Source organism: Leptolyngbya sp. BC1307, from assembly GCF_002286735.1.
Taxonomy (GTDB): domain Bacteria; phylum Cyanobacteriota; class Cyanobacteriia; order Phormidesmidales; family Phormidesmidaceae; genus Phormidesmis.
In genome coordinates this window covers 159,017-181,984 of sequence record NZ_NRTA01000002.1, presented here as the reverse complement: position 1 = coordinate 181,984, position 22,968 = coordinate 159,017, and the positions used below count along the sequence as shown (strand labels likewise).

The window sequence follows — 22,968 nt, the reverse complement described above, 5'->3', positions numbered from 1 at the left end:
CACCGTAGAAATTTGTACGCTCTCCACCCGATAAAGCCAGTCACGTAAAGTTAAAGTGGCGATTACGGCCTATCATGTCGTGTAGTCTCAGCCGATAGATGTCTACATGTCCTCCGCCCTCGCCGCTATCACCACAACTCCTGCGGGGCTGCGCTGTCTGGCTCCTCTTTGCGAAGAAAGCCAGCTATGGATCACGCCTAAATTACAGCCCGCAGCGGACTCTTTAAATCTTAACTATCGCGTCTACGACACCTCGCTAGCGACCTTCTTGCAGGCCCACTGGCACGAATACGAAGGGTTTATCTTTTGCCTGGCAAGCGGCGCAGTCGTGCGACTGATTGCCCCTCTGCTCACTGACAAGACAGTCGATCCAGCCATTGTTGTCGTTGATCAGTCCGGTAAGTTTGCCATCAGCCTGTGTGGCGGGCATCAGGGCGGGGGCGATCGCCTCACCCAACGTCTCAGTCACCTCCTCGGTAGCCAACCCATCCTGACCGGTGCAGCCAACGCGCTTGACCTGCCAGGAGTAGACACGTTAGGCACTCCCTTTGGCTGGATTCGCGGCACCGGAGACTGGACAGGCGTCAGTGCGGTGATCGCTAGTCAAGCCCCCATTCAAGTCTTACAAGAAGCTGGCACCGATCTCTGGCAGCAGCATCTACCGGCAGCGCATCCCTTTCAGTTTGGCTTTCCAGAATTTGCAGAGAGAGACCAGCAGGCCCATCCGCAGGCGCGCATCTGGATTAGCCCTATACAAAGAACCTTTGCGCCCCCCTCAGAACAGCACTCGGAGCTGCCAAAAGTGCAGTGGCATCCGCGCGTGCTGTGGGTCGGTATTGGCTGTGAGCGCGATACTGCTAAGGAACTGATTGAGTACGCAGTTGAGAAAGTTTGCCAGACGCAGCATTTGGCGATCGCTGCCGTCGCTGGCGTTGCCACCATAGACCTCAAAGCCGACGAAACCGGACTGCTGGCGTTCGTCCAGGAAAGAGACTGGCCCTTACGCTGCTTCCAGTCCGAAACATTGCAAACCGTAGCCGTTCCCAACCCTTCTGATGTTGTGCAAAACGCAGTCGGAACGCCCAGCGTGGCAGAAGCGGCGGCGATGGTGGCAGCTGATGTGGCTGATGCTAGTGGGCTCCGAGTCAAAAAGCAGGTGGTCAAGCAGGACGGGGTTAGAGGGGCGGTGACGGTAGCGATCGCCCAGTCCGAACGCGAATACACCGGTCGCACTGGCCAACTGCACCTGGTCGGCACCGGCCCCGGTAGCCTCGATCAAATCACGCCCGCCGCTAAAGCCGCTATTACTAACGCCGATGTTGTTGTTGGCTATGCGCTGTATGTCGATCTCATTCGCCCCCTACTGCGCCCCGGCCAAATCGTAGAAGCACTGCCCATCACTCAAGAACAGCAGCGGGCGGAGCGAGCCATTCACCTGGCAAACTGGGGGCTGACCGTCGCCGTTATTTCTTCTGGTGACTGCGGCATTTATGGCATGGCCGGTTTAGTCCTAGAGCAGCTACGAGCCCAAAATTGGGATGGCAAAACGCCAGCAGTTCAGGTGTTTCCAGGGGTCAGCGCCCTCCAGTCAGCAGCCTCTCGCGTCGGCGCACCGCTGATGCACGACTTTTGTGCCATCAGCCTGAGTAACCTGCTCACCCCCTGGGAAGTGATTCAAGCCCGGCTGCAAGCTGCTGCCCAAGCCGACTTCATCGTAGCGCTGTACAATCCCAAGTCTAAAACCCGCACAGAGCAGATCATCTTTGCCCGCGATACCTTCTTAGCGCATCGCAGTCCTGACACTCCTGTCGCTCTAGCTCGCTCCCTCTATCGCCCCGACGAAGACGTGACGTTAACCACTCTCGATGAGATGTTCAACCACCCCATCGACATGCTCACAACCGTCATCATCGGCAACCGCAGCAGCAAAAACTACGCCGGCTGGTTTATCACACCAAGAGGTTATTTACTGTAAGTTGACCACACTTTGGTCGGGGCTCTCCGGCAAAACGCCGCCTCTCAACGACTCTAGATCAGTACTTCGAGCGGCAGGCCTACAAGACTTGCGCGTACGCTCAAATTCGGCGTCTTGCCAGGCAAAGGAAAAGTGACTCACTGTCTTCAGCTGAGGAATAGACTGCTGCAACGCATCCATCTGTGCTTCTAGCGAAGGTCGATTTTGTTGGGCCGCGCCCCAGGTTCCGGCAAGGGCAGGCTTTACCGTAGCCGGGTTACGCCGCACGTCTAGAACGCGCTGTACTTCTTCTACAATGCAGCTAGCGTTACCACAGACCGCGTAAGCCATTGGATGAGACTCCATCCAGCTAGGAAAGCGGTTCCAGTGCTGCAATCTAGAGTCAAAGCCACTCCCAATTGCCCGGTTGCCGTAAGGGAAAAAGACAGCCCCCGTCGGTAAACCTGCCTGCCGTGCCGGAGTTGCCCCAGCCTGCAAGAAATCGACGACGCCTTGAATCGCATGGGCGACGCTCAGCCGCCATAGCTCGCTTTGCAGCCCTGGCCTGCGATCAGCCGCAGGCGCTAAATTTTTAGGGTCAACGGCGGGCGGGTTGCGGCTCTGCCAGAGGGGTTCGCCCTCGCTAGGATACAGACTATCAACCTGGGCCACGTCGGTATTGGTGATGTAGCCGCTGCGTAGAAAACGCTGAATCAGCTCTCTGCCTTTTCCGTTATTGGCCCGCTGCACCATCGCCTGGTTGGATGCTGGGCCATAGATCCAAAGGTTCCTGACATCACTAACGACGGAAGCGGCACCGGTCAGGCGAGGGTAGCGCACGTAGTCATAGAGTGCTCCATCAGGCTTCCGGGCAATCACGGCCTGCACCATCTGTGAATAGTCGCTCTGCGCTTGGCGGTTATAGGGGTCAATAAACGCCTCTTCAGAAGTGCCGCTATTGCCAGTATCGGCGTAGTCCAGCGTATCTAAGCCGCTGCCATTGCGAGCGAGCACCTGACGGCGATCAGTCCGCTGACCGTAAGAATAGCCAAAGTTGAGGGTAAACATCCAGGCGTAGGCTTTAAGCCCGCGCTGATGGGCAGAGGCGATCGCTTCTGCCAGCAAATCGCGATCAGCATACTCATCAAACTGCACGACGCTGGGCCAAACCGTCGGATTATTATTTTTAGGCAGCAGCACCTGCCCGTTCGAAAAAGCCTCAATGTAAACCTGGTTGTAGCCCAGGTTAACAATGCGATCCATCAGCGCATCTAGCTGGCCAGGCTGCAGATCGCAGGGATACAGCCGCAGCCAAATAGCCTGATTTTCTGGCCAGCGGCTCCGGCGACAGTCTTGTACCTCAGCCGAATGCTGCTGTCTCAGGGCTTCATACTGCCGCTGAGCTGCGGCATCTCCTTGCAAACCCGCAACGCGCAGCGCCTCCTTGCTGTCTACATCTGCCTGAGACAGCTGGCAAAACCGATTGACCTCGGCCTGGGCGGGTGGGGTCGCCATTCCCTGGGCCAGCAGTGCCATCACGCCAGATAAAACAGTGCCTTTCAAAAGGCGATGCCAGCTTTTGTAACTTTCTCTAAAGACCATAGTTGCTTGTTTAGCTAAATCGCTAGCTCGCTTGAGGATAATTGGCCGCTTCAATATTGCTCTGAATTGCTCTGAAAATATAAAAGCTCACTGGTGACCCAAGGCCCACTACCAACGACCTGTAAAAGTATTAACCACTTACAGCCTGAAAACACCACTACCCGCAAAAATTGGCGAACCCTTTAAAAAAGAAAAAACTCTGATATGGCCGTTAGGAACCCCAAACATAGCCAAAATAACAGGCGATCGCCCAGGCAGCCTCTCTCATGCCCGCAGCTCGATCACACTATGACTCCCCGGTTACAACTATGAATCAGGGTATGACTCAGGGACAGATTGAACGCGACCAGCGTCAACCTCGCTATCCTCAGCGAACTCTGCCAGATGCTCCAGTAGCGCGGTTAGCTGCATCCTTTTGATATAGGGCCAGCCGCCTTGCTGTTCAATATCTCGCAGCAGTCGGTACAGCCGCTGACGGTTGTCAGGCAGCGCATCTCGAAACAGCGTATCTCGAATATCAGAGTGGAGCGTATTGAGCAGCCTTAACAACTCTAGCAATGCCAGACAGTTGCCTTCGCGGTTTTGGGCCGCTGTATTAACTGCCTGGGTAAGCTCCGAAAGGTCGGCAGGCAGATTGTGAGGAGAAGAGACAGAATTGCTCACCGTTTTCGACTCGGGTAATGGGCGGGTTTAAGGACAGAGCTGACAGGTCTGCTTGCGTGCGGTAACCTGTCAGAGCCTACGCGATCGCTCGGCGATGGTGCAAGCCTCGCCCAAAACCGGGCGGTCGCGGTGTAAAATAATCTACTAAATCCCTTAATCTTTAACATTCAACAGTCATGAGGTTGCCCATGAGGTATCGCGCCCTGCTCGCTGCGTTTTTTGCTCTTTGCTTAGGTGTACTCACTGCCTGTAGCGAAGCCCCTAGCGCTACTAGCGACATTCCACTCACCTATGACCAAATTCGCAATACTGGTTTAGCCAACAGCTGCCCCCAAGTAGACGAAACCCGTCGCGGTCAGATTCCCATCGAATCAGGCACATCCTATAAGCTGGTTGATTTGTGCCTGGAGCCCACTAGCTTCTTCGTCAAGCAAGAGTCTGCTAACAAGCGCAAAGAAGCTGAATTTATTTCAGGTAAATCCCTCACTCGCTACACGACCTCTCTAGAGCAGGTCAGTGGCGACATCAAACTTCAAGAAGACGGTAGCCTACTGTTTGATGAAAAGCTCGGCATGGACTTCCAGCCGATTACCGTACAGTTGCCCGGTGGCGATCAAATTCCTTTCCTCTTCACGATTAAAGGCCTCAAAGCTCTCTCACAGCCTGGTCTTAACGCAGTCACTACCTCTACAGATTTTGAAGGCGGCTTCCGGGTGCCTTCCTACCGGACTTCTAACTTCCTAGATCCCAAAGCCCGTGGACTGACAACCGGCTATGACAACGCGGTAGCACTGCCTGCCCGAGCCGATGCCGTAGATCTGAGCCGAGAGAACGTCAAGGCATTTGATGTCGGTGAAGGCTTCATTTCTCTGCAGGTCTCTAAAGTAGACAGCAGCACTGGTGAAATTGGTGGCACCTTCATCTCCGAGCAGCCCTCCGACACAGACATGGGAACTGCAGCGGCAGATGATGTTCGTCTCCAAGGCGTCTTCTACGGTCGCATTGAAACGGGTTACGGTGCCTAAGCGCCAATACACGGCCAAGACATGGCCTTAGATAAATTCAGCAAAGTAGCCTATTGAGCCGCTGACCAGGCGTATCAACAGGCAAAATGCTGTTGACCTATGGCACTTGGCCACTTTGCTCACCCCATCAGTAATCGCTAGAACCGCTGTGTATGGCGGGTCAAGTGTTACGCCAGCGTACGCCTGCATCCGTACGCTTTCTATATCAGCGAAAGAGGACACCTTCATGGTGTCCTCTTTTTTGTTTTGGGGTCAGCCCATTTCCTCAATTTAGCCTCAATCTAGCCTCTAGCTCCGGCCAGGCAGGTGAGTTCAGTAGAAACCCAATTGTTGGAGAGAGAAACCTTAATTAGGCTGAACGTGTCGGTGGGCATCCCAAGCAGTTGATTGGCCTTCATAGGGTTCTGTTGGGAGTCTCATCCGCCTTGGGTGTGCCTTCTCTCATCTGCTAAGAGGCCGCAATTGACACTTATCAGGCCCTTCTAAAAATATGCGTTCCTCGTCTACCAACCAGGTCATCAAAAGTCAGTCGTTAGAAATTTTAACGACCTATCAGAAAAATCGTTCACCGCAGCTCCGCAACCGTCTAGTACAGATGAACATCGGCCTTGTTCGCCGTGAAGCGCACCGCTGGCTGCACAATTCTGGAGAAGCCTTTGACGATCTGATGCAGGTCGGTAGCCTTGGCTTAATCAGAGCGATTGAGCGCTTTGACTTACAGAAGGGCTATGCCTTTAGTTCTTTTGCGATTCCTTATATCCGGGGCGAAATTCAGCACTATCTAAGAGATAAAGGCACCGTAGTCCGTATTCCTCGGCGCTGGCAAACCCTGCAAAATCAGTCAGCCAAGGCGATCTGTGAGCTACAGGTCACTCTCAACCGGCGGCCCAGCGATCAAGAAGTCGCTGACTATCTGGAAATTACGCTGGAAGAGTGGCAGCAGGTCAGAATCGCCAGCAGTAATCGTAGCCTACTGAGCTTAGACGCGCCCGCTCAAGAGAATGAAAGCGGGTCATCCTCCTTGGGTGATCTGCTGCCCGACTCGCACTATCGCAGCTTTCAGCTCGCTCAAGAAGACCGGATTCGACTGCAGCAGGCGCTATCGCAGCTAGAAAAGCGCACCCGTGAAGTGGTGGAATTTGTGTTTTTGTACGATCTCACGCAAAAAGAAACGGCAGAGCGCCTGGGGATTAGCTCTGTAACAGTCTCCCGACAGGTTAAAAAAGGGCTTAAGCATTTGCAGGTAATTATGCGGCCTGCTGGGGAAGTATAGGGCTAGCGCTGACTATTTTGTTTAACTATTCTACTCTACTCCCGGGAGGGATCAGGCATGCGGCGTCTGCTGCTCGTTTCACTTGCAACCATCTCACTCACAGGTTGCCAATTTTTCAACCGCGAAGATGCCGTGGTGATTGATCCGCTGGCTACTGATGAGAGTGGCGGTAATGTCGCCGCTGTGCCTGCGGGCGAGGGGGGTGAAGCGTTTACTGACCCGACTGTAGAGCCGACGGGTGTGACCTCTATAGCGGCTCCCGATCTGATTCGCTCCACCGACCCGAATGCGCGTACTCAGCAGGTGGAGCGCAGTCGAACCGATCCTTTCGCCAGTTTGGCAATTCCACCTGCACCCGTGCCGATTGTGGTTTCTCCCGTTGGGGCGGCGGGTAATGGTGGGTTTCCATCTTCCAATGCGGGCGCTAATGCAGCTGGAAATGCCCCTAGCTCCGCAGGCGGCGGCTCTGCAGGCGGCGGCTCTGCCGCCGGTAGGTCTGCTGGTGGCGGCAGCGCTGCGGCTAGGGCTGTCGCGAGCAGGTCCGCACCGCTGCCGCCGCCAGTGCGCGTACAGCCGAATAATCGACCTTTGGTACTGCCCTCTCCACGGGCAGCACTGCCACCGATTCCACAACCGGTGATTGCGCCAACGATATCAGTTTCTGGCGTGGTTCAGCTGGGTAATGTGCCCTATGCAATTGTGCGCTCTGGCAGTGAACCCGAGCGGTATGTGCGGGTGGGCGATCGCCTTGCGGGTGGCAGCGTCCGCGTTAAGCGCATTGAGACGCTAGCTTTTGAACCTCGGGTGATCTTAGAAGAAAATGGCGTTGAGGTCTCTCGGCCAATTTCAGCTGACAGTAGCGACCAGCCGGATAGCCCAGCGACGCCTGCTACCGGTGCTCAAGCGGCTTTGCCTACAGTTGGGTTACCGACAGTTGCCTTGCCTGCTATCGCTGCGCCAATAAGGGCTTTGTAATGCCATATCAGCTAGCGTCAGGCTCAGCGTTTGTAAAAGTTATGCTTTCGTAGCAATAAAACTTAAACCGCAAAAACGGGAGTTCTTCCCAGCTGAGTAGTAACCTTGTAACGAGTGGCCCTGTGGGTCACGGACTAATTTTATCTAGAGTTTGAGAGGGTTAGTATTCATGGTTCAGCGTGGTTCTAAAGTTAGAGTGCTCCGTCCGGAGTCTTACTGGTTTCGAGAAGTTGGCAACGTTGCTTCAGTTGATCAAAGTGGGATTAAGTACCCAGTTGTGGTGCGCTTTGACAAGGTGAACTACGCGGGCGTCAATACTAACAACTTCGGCGAATTTGAGCTGGTCGAAGTCGAGGCTCCTAAGAAGAAGGCAAGCAAGAAGTCTGCTGCTAAGAAGGCAACGCCTACTGCTGAGCGGAAGACCGCACCTCCCGAGGGCGATATTCCGGGTGAAGGCAACAACTAGCTAGCTGCTGCGGTGCCTGAGTTACCTGAAGTAGAAACCGTCCGCTTGGGGCTCAATCGGGTCTCGCTCAATCAGCCGGTTCGAGGGGGAGAGGTACGCTTAGCGCGTAGCATCGCCTACCCTGAGCTGGCTGATAATTTTTTGGCGGGCGTCGTCGGTACGCAAGTCCGGTGCTGGCATCGGCGCGGTAAGTATCTGCTGGGTGAATTGCAGCGGCCTCTGCCCCTAGAGGCTATCGCTCACGACATAGTAGAACAGCCGTCTGGCGAAGTGCAGGCGGCAGGCTGGCTAGGCGTCCATTTGCGAATGACGGGCCAGCTGCTCTGGGTCGATCAGGCTGAAGCGGTACAGACCCATTGCCGGGTGCGGCTCTTTTTTGACCAGGGGCGAGAACTCAGGTACGTTGATCAGCGCACCTTTGGGCGGCTGTGGTGGGTGCCGCCATCGGAGCCGTTAGAAGGTGTGATGACGGGCTTGCAGCGGCTAGGCCCGGAGCCCTTTGCCGAAGATTTTTCGGTTGCCTATCTCACCGCTGCGCTCAAAGGCAGGCAGCGACCGATTAAAAACGCCTTGCTCGATCAGCGACTGGTGGCAGGTATTGGCAATATCTATGCTGATGAGGCGCTGTTTATGAGCGGCATTCGTCCTAAGGTGGTATGCGATCGCCTGGGCAAGCAGCGCATCGCCCGGCTGCGCGATGCGATTTTACAGGTGTTAACGACCAGCATCGAGTCAGGCGGCACCACCTTTAGCGACTTTCGCGATGTTCACGGTACCAATGGCAACTATGGCGGCGTGGCCTGGGTGTACGACCGCGAGGGTGAGCCTTGCCGGGTGTGTGGCAGTAAGATTGCCCGACTCAAGCTAGCGGGGCGATCGGCTCACTACTGCCCGCAGTGCCAGCGGTAGACGGCGAATGGTGGGGCGGTAAATGGTGGGGGCGGAACTCCTTCAAACAGATACTGATGCGATCCTTATGGAAGATTGCCAGAGCGGTACAATAAGGCCGATTATATGTTGATAACTGATTACGCGAGAAAGCTATGCCCGTAAAAAAAGGGGATTTCGTTCGTCTGGTGCGAGACAAGTTTGAAAATAGTCTGGAAGCTAAGGCCAGTGATTCTCGCCTTTCTAAGTATTTGTTTGAGACTAAAGGCGAGATCTTAGACACTCGTGACGATTACGGTTTGGTGAAGTTTGGCCGGGTGCCTACCCCGAATATGTGGCTGAAGCTAGAGCAGCTCGAAAAGTTCGAATAGCGCAGCTGCGATGACTTCTAGCCGTGGCCGAGTGCTTCTGTCATCAAAATGTTGTGCGTGCTCCGCACTGATTCGTCTTCCTCAGGGTGGCGCTGTGTATAAGTGCCGTCTGACTGCATCTCCCATGCCTGCCGGTTGTCATTCAGGCAGATTTGCAGTAGCTCAGAAAGCTCTGCTTGCAGCTTTTCTGCTTCGATGGGCACGACTGCCTCTACCCGGCGGTCCAAGTTGCGAGGCATCCAATCGGCAGAGCCGATGTAATAGCGCTGGTTGCCCTCGTTGTAAAAGTAGAAAATGCGAGAGTGCTCTAAAAATCGGCCAATGATGCTGATTACTCGAATATTTTCACTCACCCCGGGAATGCCAGGCCGCAGGCAGCAGATGCCGCGAACAATCAGGTCGATTTCGACCCCCGCTTGAGAGGCCCGGTAGAGTTCTATGATAATGGTGGGGTCAACTAAGGCGTTCATTTTGACAATAATGTGGCCTTTTTTGCCACTTTGGGCCTGCTCAACTTCTTTATGAATGAACTGAATCATCTGGTCGCGCAGGCTAACGGGGGCAATCAGCAGCTTTTTATAAGCGTGCTGCCGGGAGTAGCCGGTCAGGTAGTTAAATAGGTCAGTTAGATCTGTGCCTAGATCCGGACGGCAGCTCAGCAGACCCAGATCGGTGTAAATCCGGGCGGTTTTGGGATTGTAATTGCCGGTGCCAATATGCACATACCGGCGGATCATGTCTTTTTCTCGGCGAACGACCAGGGCTACTTTGGTATGAGTTTTGAGGCCCATAACGCCATACACCACATGCACGCCTGAGCGTTCTAACGTGCGGGCCCAGTTGATGTTATTTTCTTCGTCAAAGCGAGCTTTGATCTCGACCAGGGCCACTACCTGCTTGCCATTTTCAGCAGCTTTGATCAGCGCGTTGACAATAGGAGAATCGCCGGAGGTGCGATATAGTGTCATTTTGATGGCCAGCACGGCGGGGTCGCTAACGGCCTGGGTGATAAAGGTTTGGATGGTGCCCGAGAAGGCGTGGTAGGGATGGTGAACTAAGCGATCGCACCGCCGAATCATCGAAAAGACAGATTCTCCCTCGGCGTGCTGGGTCGCTTTCCAGGAAGATGGTGTGACCGGTGTCCAATCAGGGTCTTTCAGTTCTGCCAAAGGCAGAGACATCAGGCTCATCAGATCGGTCAGGCCAAGCGGTCCTTCGATTTCGTAAAGGTCTTCTTCCTGTAGCTTCAGCTCATTCATTAGCGTAGTGCACATGGCCGGGCTCATCCCGATCTCAAGCTCCATCCGGACGACAGAGCCGCCTAAGCGACGCTTGCGCAACTCCTGCTCAATGGCCAGCATGAGATCGTCGGCCTCATCTTCTTCTACGGATAGATCGGCGTTGCGAGTGATGCGAAAGGCATAGCAGTCTTTGACGCTCATCCCGGGAAATAAGGCCGCTATATTGTTGGCAATCACTTGCTCCATCGGCACACTCGCCCAGTGACAGGGCTGGTCTGACTGCGGTTGCAGGCTATCGGGCAGTTGAACAAATCTCGGCAAGACCTTAGGGACTTTCACCCGCGCAAAGTGAGGCTCGGCGGACTCTTGATCATGAATCTCAACAGCCAGGTTGAGACTGAGATTGGAAATGTAGGGAAAGGGGTGCCCGGAATCGACGGCTAGCGGCGTTAGTACTGGAAAAACTTGCTCAATAAAATACTGATCTAAGTAGGCGCTTTGATCGGGATTGAGATCGGCATAGTCAAGCAGGTAAATGCCCTCTGCAAGCATCTTAGGCCGCAGCTCAGTTTGGAAAAAGTGGTGCATCTGAATGGTCATGGGCCGCAGCCGCTGGCTGATGTCTTTGAGACGTTCAGTAGGGGTGCGGCCATCTGGGGTGCGTTTGCTGACATTCGCGTCGATTTGCTGCTTGGTAGCGGCGACTCGCACCATGAAGTACTCATCGAGATTGGAGCAGAAGATGGCTAAAAACTTGAGCCGCTCTATCAGCGGTGTGCGCGAGTCAAGGGCTTCGTGCAGGACGCGCCGGTTGAACTCTAGCCAGCTTAGTTCGCGGCTGAGGTACCATTGACTGTCGCTGAGCTGGATGTCGTCGGGTCGAGGTGCTTTCTCTGGTTTGGCAGATGGTTTAGCTTTGGCGGATGGTTTAGCGCCTGATTTTGCATCGGGTTTGTCGCTGGCTTTACCGTTAGCTTTACCGTCGGTTGATGTGCTGGTCTGCTGAGTGTCAGAGTCGACGATGGCGTCTTTGGATTGTTTGCTGGATTTGGGGCTAGCAGCGGCTTTGCTCATCTTGTTTCCTTAAACCTTTAAAAGACGTCTTCTTCTTGACCGATCCACCATTGGCCTAATTTCATGAGTTCTGTATGGAGTTCGGCAAGCTGGCGGTTAAATTCTTCAGTGGTGATCTCTTGACGACGTTCTTTGAGTTTGGCCAAACGTAGCTGGAGCAGTAGCCAGGGCTTACTCATGCCGTCAGTGGCTTCTATGTACTTAGCAAGCTCGTCACTTTTCATACAGGATTTTGATTTTCCTTTTCGTGCTCATTGTATAGGAGGCTCTGAGGAAATGCCTGACACCTTGAGTACTCTTCCAGGCTTAAACAGTGCTCAAAAGCGCTCATGAGCGCTCAAAGCAAAGCCCACAGCCAGTGAACTGAAGGTTCCTGACTGTGGGCTTTTTAGCTAAGTATCTAGCTGCGCTTTAGTTTTGAGTAGACCTCAGTAGGAGGCTACTTCTTGAGGTGTCCTAGCCAGTTTCTCAGCTCTTCGTTGGCCACCTCACGACCGCCCAGGCCAAAGGCAATGGCGATCGCTACTGCCACCGCACCCAACAGCAAACCAAAGGCCAGGTTCACAATATTGGGAGCAACGCCCATCTGACCGAGTGCCATCGCGCCGACAAAGGCTAAGATTGCTACCCGTGCGGCCTGAGCTAGCGTATTGGAAGAAGAGTTACTGCTGCTCTTGATCAGCCGGAAGGCCAGGTTGGCCACATATAGACCAATGGCAAAGATGACGACGCCGACCAGTACCTGACCAGCGATTTCCATAATTGCCCGAACAATCAGTGTGAGCTGATCGAGCTGTAGAATCTCAGTGGCTGTCACCGCGCCGAAGAGAACAACGCCAACCAGCACGATTAACCCCACTACTTCAGAGGGAGTTTTGCCAGTGCTACCAGTACTCATAGCGCTACTGCCAATAGGACTAGTGCTAGTAGCGGGTGAGACCATCCCAGCCGGTGGCTGAATGGTAGTTGAACCGGGCTGCACAGCGGTGCTGCCGTAATCTGATGGCTGATAAGCAGGCGGCGAGGTAGCAGATCTGGTCGATGATGAGATATCGGGCAGCCCTAAAATATCAAGCACGCTGTCAAACCCGGCGCTGGCTAGCAGGTTAGTGACTAGCTCGCCTAGGAAGCGACCGATGAAGTAAAACACCGTCAGAACCACACCGGCGGCCAACAGCAGTGGAATGAAGTTCAAGATCTGATTGAGCATGCTGATCGCAGGATCAGAGATGGCATCAATGTTGAGGGCGTTGAGAGCGGCGATCGCAGCCGGGATCAAGATCAGCACATAGACAACTGTGCCTGCCAGACTAGAGAGCGATAGACCCGTGCCCGGTGTTGTGCTTTGCGAAAGCCCTAAACGACGGCCCAGGTTATCGATTCCGGTAGCTGAGAGCAGGTTCGTCACGATACCTCGGACGATTTTGGCCAGCAGCCAGCCTGCGCCAAAGATCAAGAGTGCTTTGAGAATCTGGGGAATAGCCGCAAAGAACTGATCAATCAGGTTTTGAACGGGCTGTAGTAGACCATTCAGCTCTAGCGCATTTAAGATCAGGGGCAAAAACAGCAGAAACACGAGCCAATAGAGCGCATTGCCCAGGGTCTCATGAATTCGTACAGAATTTTGCCGGGGATCAACGCCAGTGTTTTCGGCCAGGCGGTCGTCTAAGTTAAATCTGGCCAGGCCATTGTTGACCAGGCTTCTGACCACAGTGGCGACACCCCAGGCGACTGCCAGTAAAATACCGGCGCTGAAGATTCGCGGTATGTACGCTAAGACGGTGCTGACGAGATCGTTGAGTGGCTCAGATACCGCCGTTAGCTGCAGCGTCTCTAGAAAGCCAATCAGGACAATGAGCGCAATGATCCAGAAAACGATACTGCTGATCCACTTAGCAGCGGGCACTTCGCTAGCAGGACGGCCCGTAACCGAGGCGGCCAGACGATCGTCAATACTGGTTTTTTTGAGTAGGCCCCTCACCGCCCAGGAGACGATGTAGGCAATGATGAGACCGACGACCAAAAGCAGAATCGCGCCTAGCAGTCTAGGCAAAAATTCGCCGACGCCGATGCCCAGGCCCGCTAGGATCGCGTTAAAACTGAAGTCATTTCGGGTACTAGCTTGAGCGAGGCTCGGCGATAAACCAGGCCCTAATAAGCTAATACCTGTTAGGGAAGGTATTAGATGGGTCATATTTTGGAGTGTGTAAAGTTTCTAAGCGTAGCTAACATCAAAAATCAGTAAGCTTTACCGAGATTTAGAGATAAGAGTACAGCTTTAGTGCTATTTGCAGAAAAAAAACGTCGGGATTGACGATTTTTTTTTAACAAAGCTATTGCCGCCTATCTATCAACAGGCAGTTTTATCGGTAGGCGGCTGATTCGGGACGTTTGGTTTAAGCAATTGAGACAGCGCCCTTAGAGACTTCTGCGATCGCCTTCAGAATACGGCATTGAACCCTAGAAGAAGTAAGTCTAAAGTAGGAATAATTTCGCCGGGTAAGCTGCTGTGATCCATCTGCCACTAAAAAAGCTGCGGGTAGGCATATTCCATGCCTTCCGCAGCTCTGCAGAGATCTATTCAGACGGGCGTCGTCAAGCCCATTGTTAAGCCTAAAGGCAGTAGGCTTTATCCCTCGGGAGCGTCTTCGCTTTCGGCTGGGTCTGCTATCGGGTCTTCTTCCGCTAGATCTTCATCTAGGGTAGTGACGGCTTCGGCTTCGGCGACGGTATCGGTGATCGCCTCAGCAACGTCGTCAGGCGGCAGTTCCTCTTCCTCTTCTTCGAGATGAGGAACCAAGGCAACAGCGGCGATCGCATCGTCATCGTCTAGCCGCTGCAGCTGCACCCCGGTCGCCATCCGCGACTGAATCGAAATCGCGTCGATTGACTGCCGCATGATAATGCCGCGACTGCTGACGATCATCAGCTCATCTTCAATTTCAGCAATCCGCAGGGCTACCAGCTCGTCGGCTGCTTTGCGAAACTTCATCGCAACTAGCCCCATCCCAGCCCGGTTTTGTAGCCGGAAGTTAGCAACCGGTACCCGCTTACCGAGTCCGCCTGCCGACACCACCAGCACCCACGGCCCCTGGTCACCGTTAGCTGTGTCGTCGTCGGCTTCACCACTGGCAGTCGCTTCCTCAATCGCCGCGACAATTTGAGAAGAGAGAATATCCATACTGATCAGGCGATCGCCCTCTCTCAGTGACATGGCGCGCACCCCCTTAGTCGGCCTGCCCAGGGGTCGTAGCTGATTGTGGTCTGTCTTGAAGTGAATGGTCATTCCCCGTTGGGAGCCAATCAGAATACTGTCCTCAGCGCGAGCTAGACGCACCCACCGCAGCTGATCGCCCGCTTCTAGAGAAATCGCAATTAAGCCATTCGTGCGAATGCGGTTAAAGGCTGAGAGCGCCGTCTTCTTCACAAAACCGCCCTGAGTGAGCATCACCAGATACTCGTCTTCGCTAAACTCGCTGACGCCGATGACCGAAGTCACCTTTTCTTCTTTGGGAATTGGCAGCATCTGCACCAGCGGATAGCCCTTGGCTGTGCGCGAGCTTTCAGGAATTTGATAGGCCCGCAGCGAGTAGGCAACGCCCCGGTCGGTGAAGAAAAGGACGTGATCATGAGTGCAGCAGGTGATGAAATGCTCAATGCCGTCGTCGTCTTTCATCCGGGTGCCCGACTTGCCACGGGTTGCCCGGTTTTGAGCTTCAAAGGTATCAACCAGCATCCGCTTGATGTAGCCCTGCTCGGTCACTAAAATCGCCACCTGCTCATTGGCAATCAGCGAAATATCCGACAGGTCGTTTTCTCCTTGCTCCAGCACGGTGCGGCGATCATTGGCATGGGCAGCGCGAATCTGAGTAATTTCTTCTTTGATAATGGTCAGAATGCGCTCACGATTGGCCAGAATATCTTCTAAGTCAGCGATCTTGAGCATCAAGTCCTCATGCTCCTGCTGAATTTTCTCAGCTTCTAGAGCGGTCAGGCGGCGCAGTTGCATTTGCAAAATCGCGTCAGCCTGAGTTTCAGACAGTCCGTAGGATTCTACTAGCTCGGCCTTAGCGCTAGCGGCATCGGCAGAGCCCCGGATCAGAGCAATCACCCCATCCAGATTATCCAGGGCAATCAGGTAGCCCTGCAAGAGATGGTCGCGCTCCTGGGCTTTGCGCAGCTGATAGCGCGTGCGACGGGTGATGGTTTCGATGCGGAAGTCGATGAAGACCTGCAGGAAGTCTCGCAGGGTCAGTAGCTGCGGCTCCCCATTCACCAGCGCGAGCATGTTGACGCCAAAGTTGTTTTGCAGGGGCGTCTGCTTGTAGAGGTTGTTGAGCACAACGCGGGGGTAGGCGTCGCGCTTGAGCTCAATGACGATGCGCATGCCGTCTCGGTCGCTCTCATCGCGCAGGTCAGAGATGCCCTCTAAGCGGCGCTCATTCACCATGTCGGCGATTCTCTCGATCATCGCGGCTTTGTTGGTCTGGTAGGGCAGCTCGGTGATGATGATCGTCTCTCGGTCGGGGCGACCCCGAATGGCCTGGGTCTCAATGGAGGCCACCCCGCGCATGGTGACGGAGCCTCGTCCGGTTGTGTAGGCGTCGCGAATGCCCTGAGAGCCCATGATCTGAGCGCCCGTAGGAAAATCTGGCCCCGGCACATAGGCCATGAGTTCTATGCTGGTGAGGTCGGGGTTATCGATCAGGGCGATCGCGCCATCGATCACCTCACCCAAATTGTGAGGCGGGATATTGGTCGCCATGCCTACGGCAATGCCCGACGAGCCGTTAATCAGCAGCTGCGGAATGCGGGCAGGTAGCACCACGGGCTCCTGCTGAGAACCGTCAAAGTTATCGGCAAAATCGACGGTTTCAGCTTCAATGTCCTGCAGTAGGGCATCTCCAGTGAGCGCCTGTAGCCGCGACTCGGTGTAGCGCATAGCCGCTGGCGGGTCATTGTCAATTGAGCCGAAGTTGCCGTGGCCATTGATGAGCGGGTGACGCATCGAAAAATCTTGAGCCATCCGCACCAGCGCGTCGTAGACTGCCGTATCGCCATGGGGGTGGTATTTACCTAACACTTCACCGACGACACGAGCACATTTCCGAAAGGGCCGGTCGGCGGTGAGTCCTAGCTCGTGCATGGCATAGAGAATGCGCCGATGCACCGGCTTGAGGCCATCCCTCGCATCTGGCAACGCCCGGCCTACAATGACGCTCATGGCGTATTCCAGGTAAGACCGAGACATCTCGTTGCGCAGATCAGTCGGGACAATGCGCTCTTGAGGACTACTCATGTAGGAAGCTCCAGAAGTAAATAAAGTATGCTTTTGACGCCAGCAGATGGCGAGTGGCTCAGTGAAAAGTGTCTTTTAGCCCTCTTTAGAAGACTGCTAAAAGCAGTAAATCTGTTGAATAAAGGAATTAAAAATGGGTCGGCTTTTAGCGGTTGCCTTTAACAGCTTGTACAGTTTTTTTGAACAGTTTGTGAGTAACGTAGAGGGGGTTGGTTTTCGCGCTGTGATGATTAATGGTTTTTCTAGAAAAAACCGGGCTAAACAGCTAGAACTTTGGCGGTGCTGGCAGTGGGCAAATCAATCATAAGTACGCTCAATATTCTATCACATTTTAACCCTTTCTAAGGGCGCTGTTGGCTGTTGAATGTCTTCTTTGCGATTGCTTTGAAACCCTGATGAATTATCGATTTCCCGTTTTTTACAGCAGTCTCTTTGCCGGTCATGATACGGGCCTTGGACACCCGGAAAATGCCGGTCGCCTAAGCGCGGTCGTTGACCATCTCAAAAATTGCCAAAATTCTGGCCTGCAAGCCGACGAATGGGCCACTCAGATCGCCTGGATTGAACCGTCTGCTCGGTCGGTATTGCCCCACGTGTGTCGGGTGCATGATCCGGGGTATGTGAACCAGCTAGACGCGATCGCCCAGCGGGGTGGTGGTCATATCGATAGCGACACGGTGGTATCGCCTCAGAGCTACGACTTGGCGCTGCTAGCAGTGGCGGCCTGGCTGGATGGGGTGGACTGGGTATGGCAGCAGAAATCGCCTGCGTTTGCTCTGGTGCGGCCACCGGGCCACCATGCTGAGCGCGACCGGGGGATGGGGTTTTGCCTGCTTTCAAATGCAGCGATCGCAGCTCACTATGCGCTGACCTGCCCAGGTATCAGCCGGGTGGCTATTCTCGATTGGGATGTGCATCACGGTAACGGCACCCAGGCGCTGGTCGAGGCGAATGCAAACTTGGCCTACTGCTCGTTTCATCAGTCACCGGCTTATCCGGGCACGGGCGCAGCTTCAGAAACCGGCCAACATCAAAATGTATTAAACCTGCCGCTTCCTCCCGGTGCTCAGCTCGCCGACTATCAGCAGCGTTGGGCCGATCAAGCGCGGCCATTTTTGGCAGACTTTGGCGCTGATCTGATGATTGTCAGCGCGGGCTACGATGCGACTCAGGCCGATCCGCTGGCGAGCCTCTCGCTGCAGCCCGATGACTACCGCTGGTTTACTCATGCCTGCTGGGAACTCATGGGCCCCAGGATTTTGTTTGGCTTAGAAGGGGGCTACGACTTTTCGGCGCTAGCCTGTTCAGTGGCAGCTACCATTCGCTGCGCGATAGAAAACTGTGCCGTATCGTCCTGACGGTAGAGTAGATCCTGCGTAGCCTGTCAGTTAGGCTGCTTCATCTGAAATTGGGGATAAACGCTATGTTTCAATTTCGCAAACTGTTCGGGTTAGCGGGTCAACCGGATGAAGACGCGGTGGCGGTGCCGCCGGTTGCAGACCGTTCGCCAAGCGTGGCTTTAGATCCGGCGTCTGCTGCTGAACCGGTGGAAGGTTCGGTAAAAGGTTCGATAGAGAGTTCGACAGAAAGTCCGACAGAAAGTTCGACGATTGATCAGCTCAAGCAAGTCCTCAGCGCGCTGCGAGCCTATACAGTTACCTTTGGTCCGCCGGATTCTGAGCTGGAACTGCGGGCAGTGGTTGGAGCCATTTTGGCCAATGTCGCTGCCGTTGAGAACAGCCAGATAGAAGGGTCGATTAGCGAGGCGATCGCCGCTCTCAATAGTCTGGGCCCCGACGATTCTCCGATAGACGTGACAGCTCAGCTGCTAGCAGAACAAGCAGCGGTCTGGCTGCAGGCGCGAGAGGAGACTGTCAGCAATGTACTCAGCGCCTATTTACAGCAGTTTGCCCCAGATGATGCAGTTTGGTCGGCAGGTGAAATCACCAGTTTGGTGCAGACTGTGATTGCCACGCTCAATGATGGCAGTCTGAGTCGTTCGGGGGGGCGGCTATTGCTCAACCGGGTGACGAAGTCTTTTGACTTAAAGCGAGCAATCAGTCGATGGGTCGCACCAGAATGGGTGGCGATCGCGCAGCGAGTGGCTAGCTATGTGAGCAAGGGCGATTTGCAGACAGAAGTACAGTCAATTGCCTGGGCCTACATTCAGCAGTTTCAGTCGATCTTAAGCCCGCAGCTGATTGCGCAGATTATGCAGGCCGGGCCAATTAATGTCTCTCCGGCTGAGCTGCTATCGGGTGATCTCAGCGATTTTTCGCAGATGCTTTACTACAAGTCTCAGCTGCTAGAGGCAGACCCGGTTGTGACCAAGTCTCACGCAGAGATTGCCGCTGAAATTCACCGGGCGATAGCTGACTGGCAGGCCCGACAAGGTTCGGCGGTGGATGTGACTGAGCGCGTGCAGACCGATGACCTGGCCGTCGGCAGCACCTGGCTTCGCGCCGACAGCTAATCCTCTGGATTTTCGACTTTCTCAGCTAGGGACGGCTAACCGCTAAACATTTGATCGCTCAACGGCTGCTGACTGCTCAAGCTGATACGATTAACCCGCTAGTCGCTGCGCCTGCGCCGTCCCGATGAAGATTGGATTTCAGATTTGATCTGGTTACCGTCTAGTCATAACGCCTGAAGGGTGCTAGATTGCTGCGATGTTGGGGCTATGCCGTGCAAAGCTCAATCAACGAGCCGTAGTTGTATAGCTACGGTGGGCATTCCCTGGCGCAGTTTGCTGATCCCTTACAGGTTTTAACATGGCCTTTTTTGAGAATTTTACGTCGGTTATTCGAGATAAGTGGTTGGACTATTTTCGCGCCAACCGCACCTGGCTAGAAGTGCAGATGGCTAATACTTCTGTACGCACACCGGAGGGCGGACGCCGTCCGTCTTCGTTTTTGATTTTGGGGGTGGTTAACGCGCTCGAACCCAAACTGTCTAACCTGATGGTGCCGTTTTATCAGCTCAACTCGGATGAAGACGCGCTGATTGACGTGTTGGGCCTCAATTTTGACCCTGAAGCTGTGCTTGACAATGGTGAAGTGGGTAAGACCATCGATGCTTCTTCTGAAGGGGATACGCCGCTGCTGGGCAGTGAACCCTCGATGGATCAAGGCATGATGTAGCGCATTTTGAGCGGCCTGTCTATTTCTCCCAATCCCCTGTGATACGATTGGTTGGCAATTTACGTACAGGCGGATAAATCATGGTAGATCGTCCTATCAAGAAGAGCGATCGCGAAGCTGCCAACTCTGATACGGCCAAATCTGACACGGCCAGCTCTGACACGGCCAAATCTGAATCGGTACCTGCTAGCAATGCGCCCCGGCCTATCAAGAAAGGCGATCGCCCCGCTGGCGAAGCAGAGCGCAGTGAAGATCGCGGTGAAGATCGCAGTGAAGGACGCGGTCGTGGGAGTAAAGGCCGGGGCAAGGGTCGGGGCCGTGACAAAGACGATGCGCCGAGAACTCCGTTAAATCCTGCTCTGATACGTGGCCCCAAACCTACAGCAAAATCTGCTGAACCGGAACCCCCGGCAGTGGAAGAAGCTGATGAAGCTACCGCCGAAGCCACTGAAGCTACTGAGACTACTGAAGCTACCGCAGCTGCTGATGACACTACCGTAGAGACGGCTGAACCTGCTGCTGAGGCGACGCCGGACGAACCCGCCTAAATCGGCTGTGTCAGCTGTGACAAATATATTTATATTGCTGTGACCGGGTCCCTACTGCGCTAGTGACCTGGTTTAGTGCTGCTTTTGAGCAGGGCCGATTGAAAGGCTGACTCTAGAGTTTGGGCCTGAAGCTTGGGTCTGAAGGGAAAAAATAGTTAAAAAAATTCCCCAACGCTCAAAAGAGCATTAGGGAACGGTCAGGGTGCATCTACCAATTAACTATTCCGCTGGAGAGACCGATGTCAGGACAAATACGGCCTAAACAAGAAAATTCCCCGGCCCCAAGGCCGAGGAAACATCAGGGTGCATCTACCGCCTATTACTACTCAGTCACTGAGAGTGGTCAGGAGATTTCTGGGGCAGTGCCGCCGTTATTAGCGGCTGAGTCACAAACACAGAAATTGGTAACTCGCGCTACTATACATGGGCTTTTGAGATGAGCTTTTGAGCGATCGCATAAAAATTTGCCAGCTCGCAGATTAGGTAATCCGGGTGGCGCAGTCTGTAGAAGGAATTATGTGTTTGTTCAATATTACTCTCATTGAACTATTAACTTTATTTAGCTCGCACGGTGCATAGTTGTGATCAGATCTTTACTTGCCTACCGACAGCTAAGGACTTCGCTGTTGAGGCTACCGCGCTCCGTTTTTTTGCTGGGGCTGCTACTAGGGCTACCGGCCTGCACGGCTGGGCCTGCCCTGATTCAAGAGGCCAGCCGCGAAGCGCCCGCAGCCGCTCGCAATGAAGCCGTCTTAAAGCTGCTCTACAGCCGCACGCCGACGACGCTAAACCCTCACCTGGCCAACGGATTTCAAGACTTTGAAGCGGCGCGGATTGTCTATGAGCCGCTGGCTACCTACGAGCCTGACGGCCAGCTAATTCCGGTGCTGGCAGCGGCTATTCCGACGGTAGAGAATGGTGGGCTAGCTGCCGATGGCCGCTCTGTTACCTGGAAGCTGAAGCCAGATGTGCGTTGGTCAGACAGTCAGCCTTTCACCGCTGAAGATGTGGTATTTACCTACGAGTTTGTCAGTGACCCCGAAGTGGCGGCGGTGACTGACAAATACTACGAGGCGATTGAAAAAGTAGAGGCCATCGACCCGCTCACCGTAAAGATTACCTTTAAGCAGCCTAATCCGTCTTGGGAGCTGCCGTTTACTGGCCAAAATGGCATGGTGATTCCCAAGCATGTATTTGCTGACGTGCAGGGGGTGAATGTGCGGCGGGCTCCAGCCAACCTGCAGCCAGTTGGTACTGGCCCCTATCGCTTTATTACGGTATCGGATGGTCAGTGGACGTTCGCTGCTAATGAGCAGTATCGTGATGGCCTGCCATTCTTTAGCCTGGTGGAGCTAGAAGGTAAGGTGACGCCCTATGTAGCGGCCCGGCGGGTGCTGCGAGATGGCGACGCTGATTTTGCTCACAACTTGCAGCTAGATGTGGATGATCGGGTAGCGCTAGCCAGTGCGGGCGAGGGTAAAGTCGTCGCGACTTTTGGCTCTTACGTAGAGCGGATTATGCTCAATCCTACGGACCCTGATCAGGTAACCAAGGAGGGGGAGCGTTCTAGTGTAAAAAATCCGCATCCGTTTTTGAATGATCGCCAGGTGCGCAAGGCTATCGATCAGGCGATTGATAGAGATGCGATCGCCAATCAGATCTACGGCAATGCCGGTCAGCCAGTCCGTCAGCTGCTGACCTATCCGCAGCAGTACGCTAACCCTCAGATTAGCCATCGCTACGATCCGGCGGGCGCTAAGGCCCTGTTAGATAAAGCCGGTTGGAAAGACAGCAATGGCAACGGCATCCGCGACAAAGACGGCCGGGAGATGCGCGTCATCTTCCAAACGCCGATTAACCCGGTGCGCCAGGAAACCCAGTCGCTGGTTCAAGAAAATCTGAGAGCCGTCGGCATTGAAGTAGAGATTCGCCAGGTGGCGGTAGATGATTTCTTTTCAGCAGATCCGGCGCAGACTCGCAGCATCAACCACTTTTACGCGGACATGCAGGAGTACAACGCGGGCAGCGATACGCCCGATCCGGCTATTTACATGAGCTGGTGGCTCTGTGATGAGATTGCTTCGCTTGAAAACAAATGGCAAAAGCCTAACAATGCTCGCTACTGCAATCCTGAATACGACAAGCTGTGGACACAGGCCAGCAAAGAACTCGATCCGCAAAAGCGGGCTCAGCTCTTTCAGCAGATGAATGCGATTTTGGCAGAGGATGTCGCGGTGATTCCGATTGTGTGGCGGGCAGTGACAAACGGAGTCAGCGATCGCATCACCGGCATAGATCCGACTCCCTGGGATGCCAGCACCTGGGATATTGGCACCTGGAAGCTCGCAGAATCAGCTGATTAGACTACTGAAGCAAGTAAACCTGAGGAGACAGTGCCCGCCGCACAGACCTCAGATACCTCTGAGCGTTCTCAATCGAGTGAAAAACC

17 protein-coding genes and 1 pseudogene are annotated in these 22,968 nt (G+C 54.3%); 12 read left to right on the top strand and 6 right to left on the bottom strand.

Annotated elements, in window-relative coordinates; genetic code table 11:
- Positions 1-106: 106 nt before the first annotated feature.
- Positions 107-1,975: a precorrin-3B C(17)-methyltransferase gene (cobJ, locus tag CKL79_RS02180; protein ID WP_121967929.1), complete on the top strand. Its 1,869-nt coding sequence runs from the start codon at positions 107-109 to the stop codon at positions 1,973-1,975.
- Here the strand turns inward: cobJ and CKL79_RS02175 are convergent.
- Both CKL79_RS02175 and CKL79_RS02170 read right to left on the bottom strand, forming a co-directional pair.
- Positions 1,967-3,556: a family 10 glycosylhydrolase gene (locus CKL79_RS02175; protein ID WP_121967928.1), complete on the bottom strand. Its 1,590-nt coding sequence runs from the start codon at positions 3,554-3,556 to the stop codon at positions 1,967-1,969. The genes cobJ and CKL79_RS02175 overlap by 9 nt on opposite strands.
- A gap of 306 nt (positions 3,557-3,862) precedes the next feature.
- Positions 3,863-4,219, bottom strand: coding sequence for a hypothetical protein (locus CKL79_RS02170; protein WP_121967927.1), 357 nt, complete (start codon positions 4,217-4,219; stop codon positions 3,863-3,865).
- A gap of 188 nt (positions 4,220-4,407) precedes the next feature.
- On the opposite strand from CKL79_RS02170, the gene CKL79_RS02165 reads away from it, so the two are divergent.
- The 6 genes and pseudogenes from CKL79_RS02165 to CKL79_RS02140 all read left to right on the top strand — a co-directional run bounded on the left by CKL79_RS02165 (position 4,408) and on the right by CKL79_RS02140 (position 9,217).
- Positions 4,408-5,244 carry a photosystem II manganese-stabilizing polypeptide gene (locus CKL79_RS02165; RefSeq protein ID WP_121967926.1) on the top strand — a complete coding sequence of 279 codons (837 nt, stop codon included), beginning with the start codon at positions 4,408-4,410 and terminating at the stop codon, positions 5,242-5,244.
- A 490-nt stretch (positions 5,245-5,734) separates the two neighbouring features.
- On the top strand, positions 5,735-6,517 hold the full coding sequence (locus CKL79_RS02160) for an RNA polymerase sigma factor SigF (RefSeq protein WP_121967925.1): 783 nt from the start codon (positions 5,735-5,737) through the stop codon (positions 6,515-6,517).
- A gap of 57 nt (positions 6,518-6,574) precedes the next feature.
- The gene (locus tag CKL79_RS23005) at positions 6,575-7,492 is read left to right on the top strand and encodes a hypothetical protein (protein WP_170943931.1); all 918 of its coding nucleotides are present in this window, start codon (positions 6,575-6,577) and stop codon (positions 7,490-7,492) included.
- Between the two features lie 169 nt (positions 7,493-7,661).
- Positions 7,662-7,871, top strand: a pseudogene (locus tag CKL79_RS02150) (photosystem I reaction center subunit IV); the annotation flags it as partial.
- Positions 7,872-7,970: 99 nt separating this feature from the next.
- Positions 7,971-8,867 carry a DNA-formamidopyrimidine glycosylase gene (locus tag CKL79_RS02145; RefSeq protein WP_121967922.1) on the top strand — a complete coding sequence of 299 codons (897 nt, stop codon included), beginning with the start codon at positions 7,971-7,973 and terminating at the stop codon, positions 8,865-8,867.
- Positions 8,868-9,001: 134 nt separating this feature from the next.
- Positions 9,002-9,217 carry an NAD(P)H-quinone oxidoreductase subunit O gene (locus tag CKL79_RS02140; protein ID WP_121967921.1) on the top strand — a complete coding sequence of 72 codons (216 nt, stop codon included), beginning with the start codon at positions 9,002-9,004 and terminating at the stop codon, positions 9,215-9,217.
- Positions 9,218-9,234: 17 nt separating this feature from the next.
- On the opposite strand, the gene ppk1 is transcribed toward CKL79_RS02140, so the two are convergent.
- From ppk1 to gyrA, 4 genes are all read right to left on the bottom strand, one after another.
- A complete protein-coding gene (gene ppk1, locus CKL79_RS02135) occupies positions 9,235-11,532 on the bottom strand; it encodes a polyphosphate kinase 1 (RefSeq protein WP_121967920.1) in 2,298 nt (765 codons plus the stop codon).
- Positions 11,533-11,549: 17 nt separating this feature from the next.
- Complete coding sequence (locus CKL79_RS02130) at positions 11,550-11,756, bottom strand: hypothetical protein (protein ID WP_121967919.1); 207 nt, start codon at positions 11,754-11,756, stop codon at positions 11,550-11,552.
- 215 nt (positions 11,757-11,971) lie between these two features.
- Positions 11,972-13,726: a mechanosensitive ion channel gene (locus tag CKL79_RS02125; protein WP_121967918.1), complete on the bottom strand. Its 1,755-nt coding sequence runs from the start codon at positions 13,724-13,726 to the stop codon at positions 11,972-11,974.
- Between the two features lie 435 nt (positions 13,727-14,161).
- The gene (gyrA, locus tag CKL79_RS02120) at positions 14,162-16,831 is read right to left on the bottom strand and encodes a DNA topoisomerase (ATP-hydrolyzing) subunit A (protein ID WP_121967917.1); all 2,670 of its coding nucleotides are present in this window, start codon (positions 16,829-16,831) and stop codon (positions 14,162-14,164) included.
- Between the two features lie 395 nt (positions 16,832-17,226).
- Here gyrA and CKL79_RS02115 point away from each other — a divergent pair, with 395 nt between their 5' ends.
- From CKL79_RS02115 to CKL79_RS02095, 5 genes are all read left to right on the top strand, one after another.
- Positions 17,227-18,189 (top strand): histone deacetylase, encoded by a 963-nt coding sequence (locus tag CKL79_RS02115; RefSeq protein WP_121967916.1) that lies wholly within the window; start codon positions 17,227-17,229, stop codon positions 18,187-18,189.
- A 65-nt stretch (positions 18,190-18,254) separates the two neighbouring features.
- Positions 18,255-19,304, top strand: a complete 1,050-nt coding sequence (locus CKL79_RS02110; RefSeq protein WP_121967915.1) for a hypothetical protein — start codon at positions 18,255-18,257, stop codon at positions 19,302-19,304.
- Between the two features lie 298 nt (positions 19,305-19,602).
- The gene (locus CKL79_RS02105; protein WP_121967914.1) at positions 19,603-19,971 is read left to right on the top strand and encodes a DUF5331 domain-containing protein; all 369 of its coding nucleotides are present in this window, start codon (positions 19,603-19,605) and stop codon (positions 19,969-19,971) included.
- 80 nt (positions 19,972-20,051) lie between these two features.
- The gene (locus CKL79_RS02100) at positions 20,052-20,519 is read left to right on the top strand and encodes a hypothetical protein (RefSeq protein WP_121967913.1); all 468 of its coding nucleotides are present in this window, start codon (positions 20,052-20,054) and stop codon (positions 20,517-20,519) included.
- Positions 20,520-21,100: 581 nt separating this feature from the next.
- Complete coding sequence (locus tag CKL79_RS02095) at positions 21,101-22,882, top strand: peptide ABC transporter substrate-binding protein (RefSeq protein ID WP_240518597.1); 1,782 nt, start codon at positions 21,101-21,103, stop codon at positions 22,880-22,882.
- The last annotated feature ends 86 nt before the right edge of the window (positions 22,883-22,968 follow it).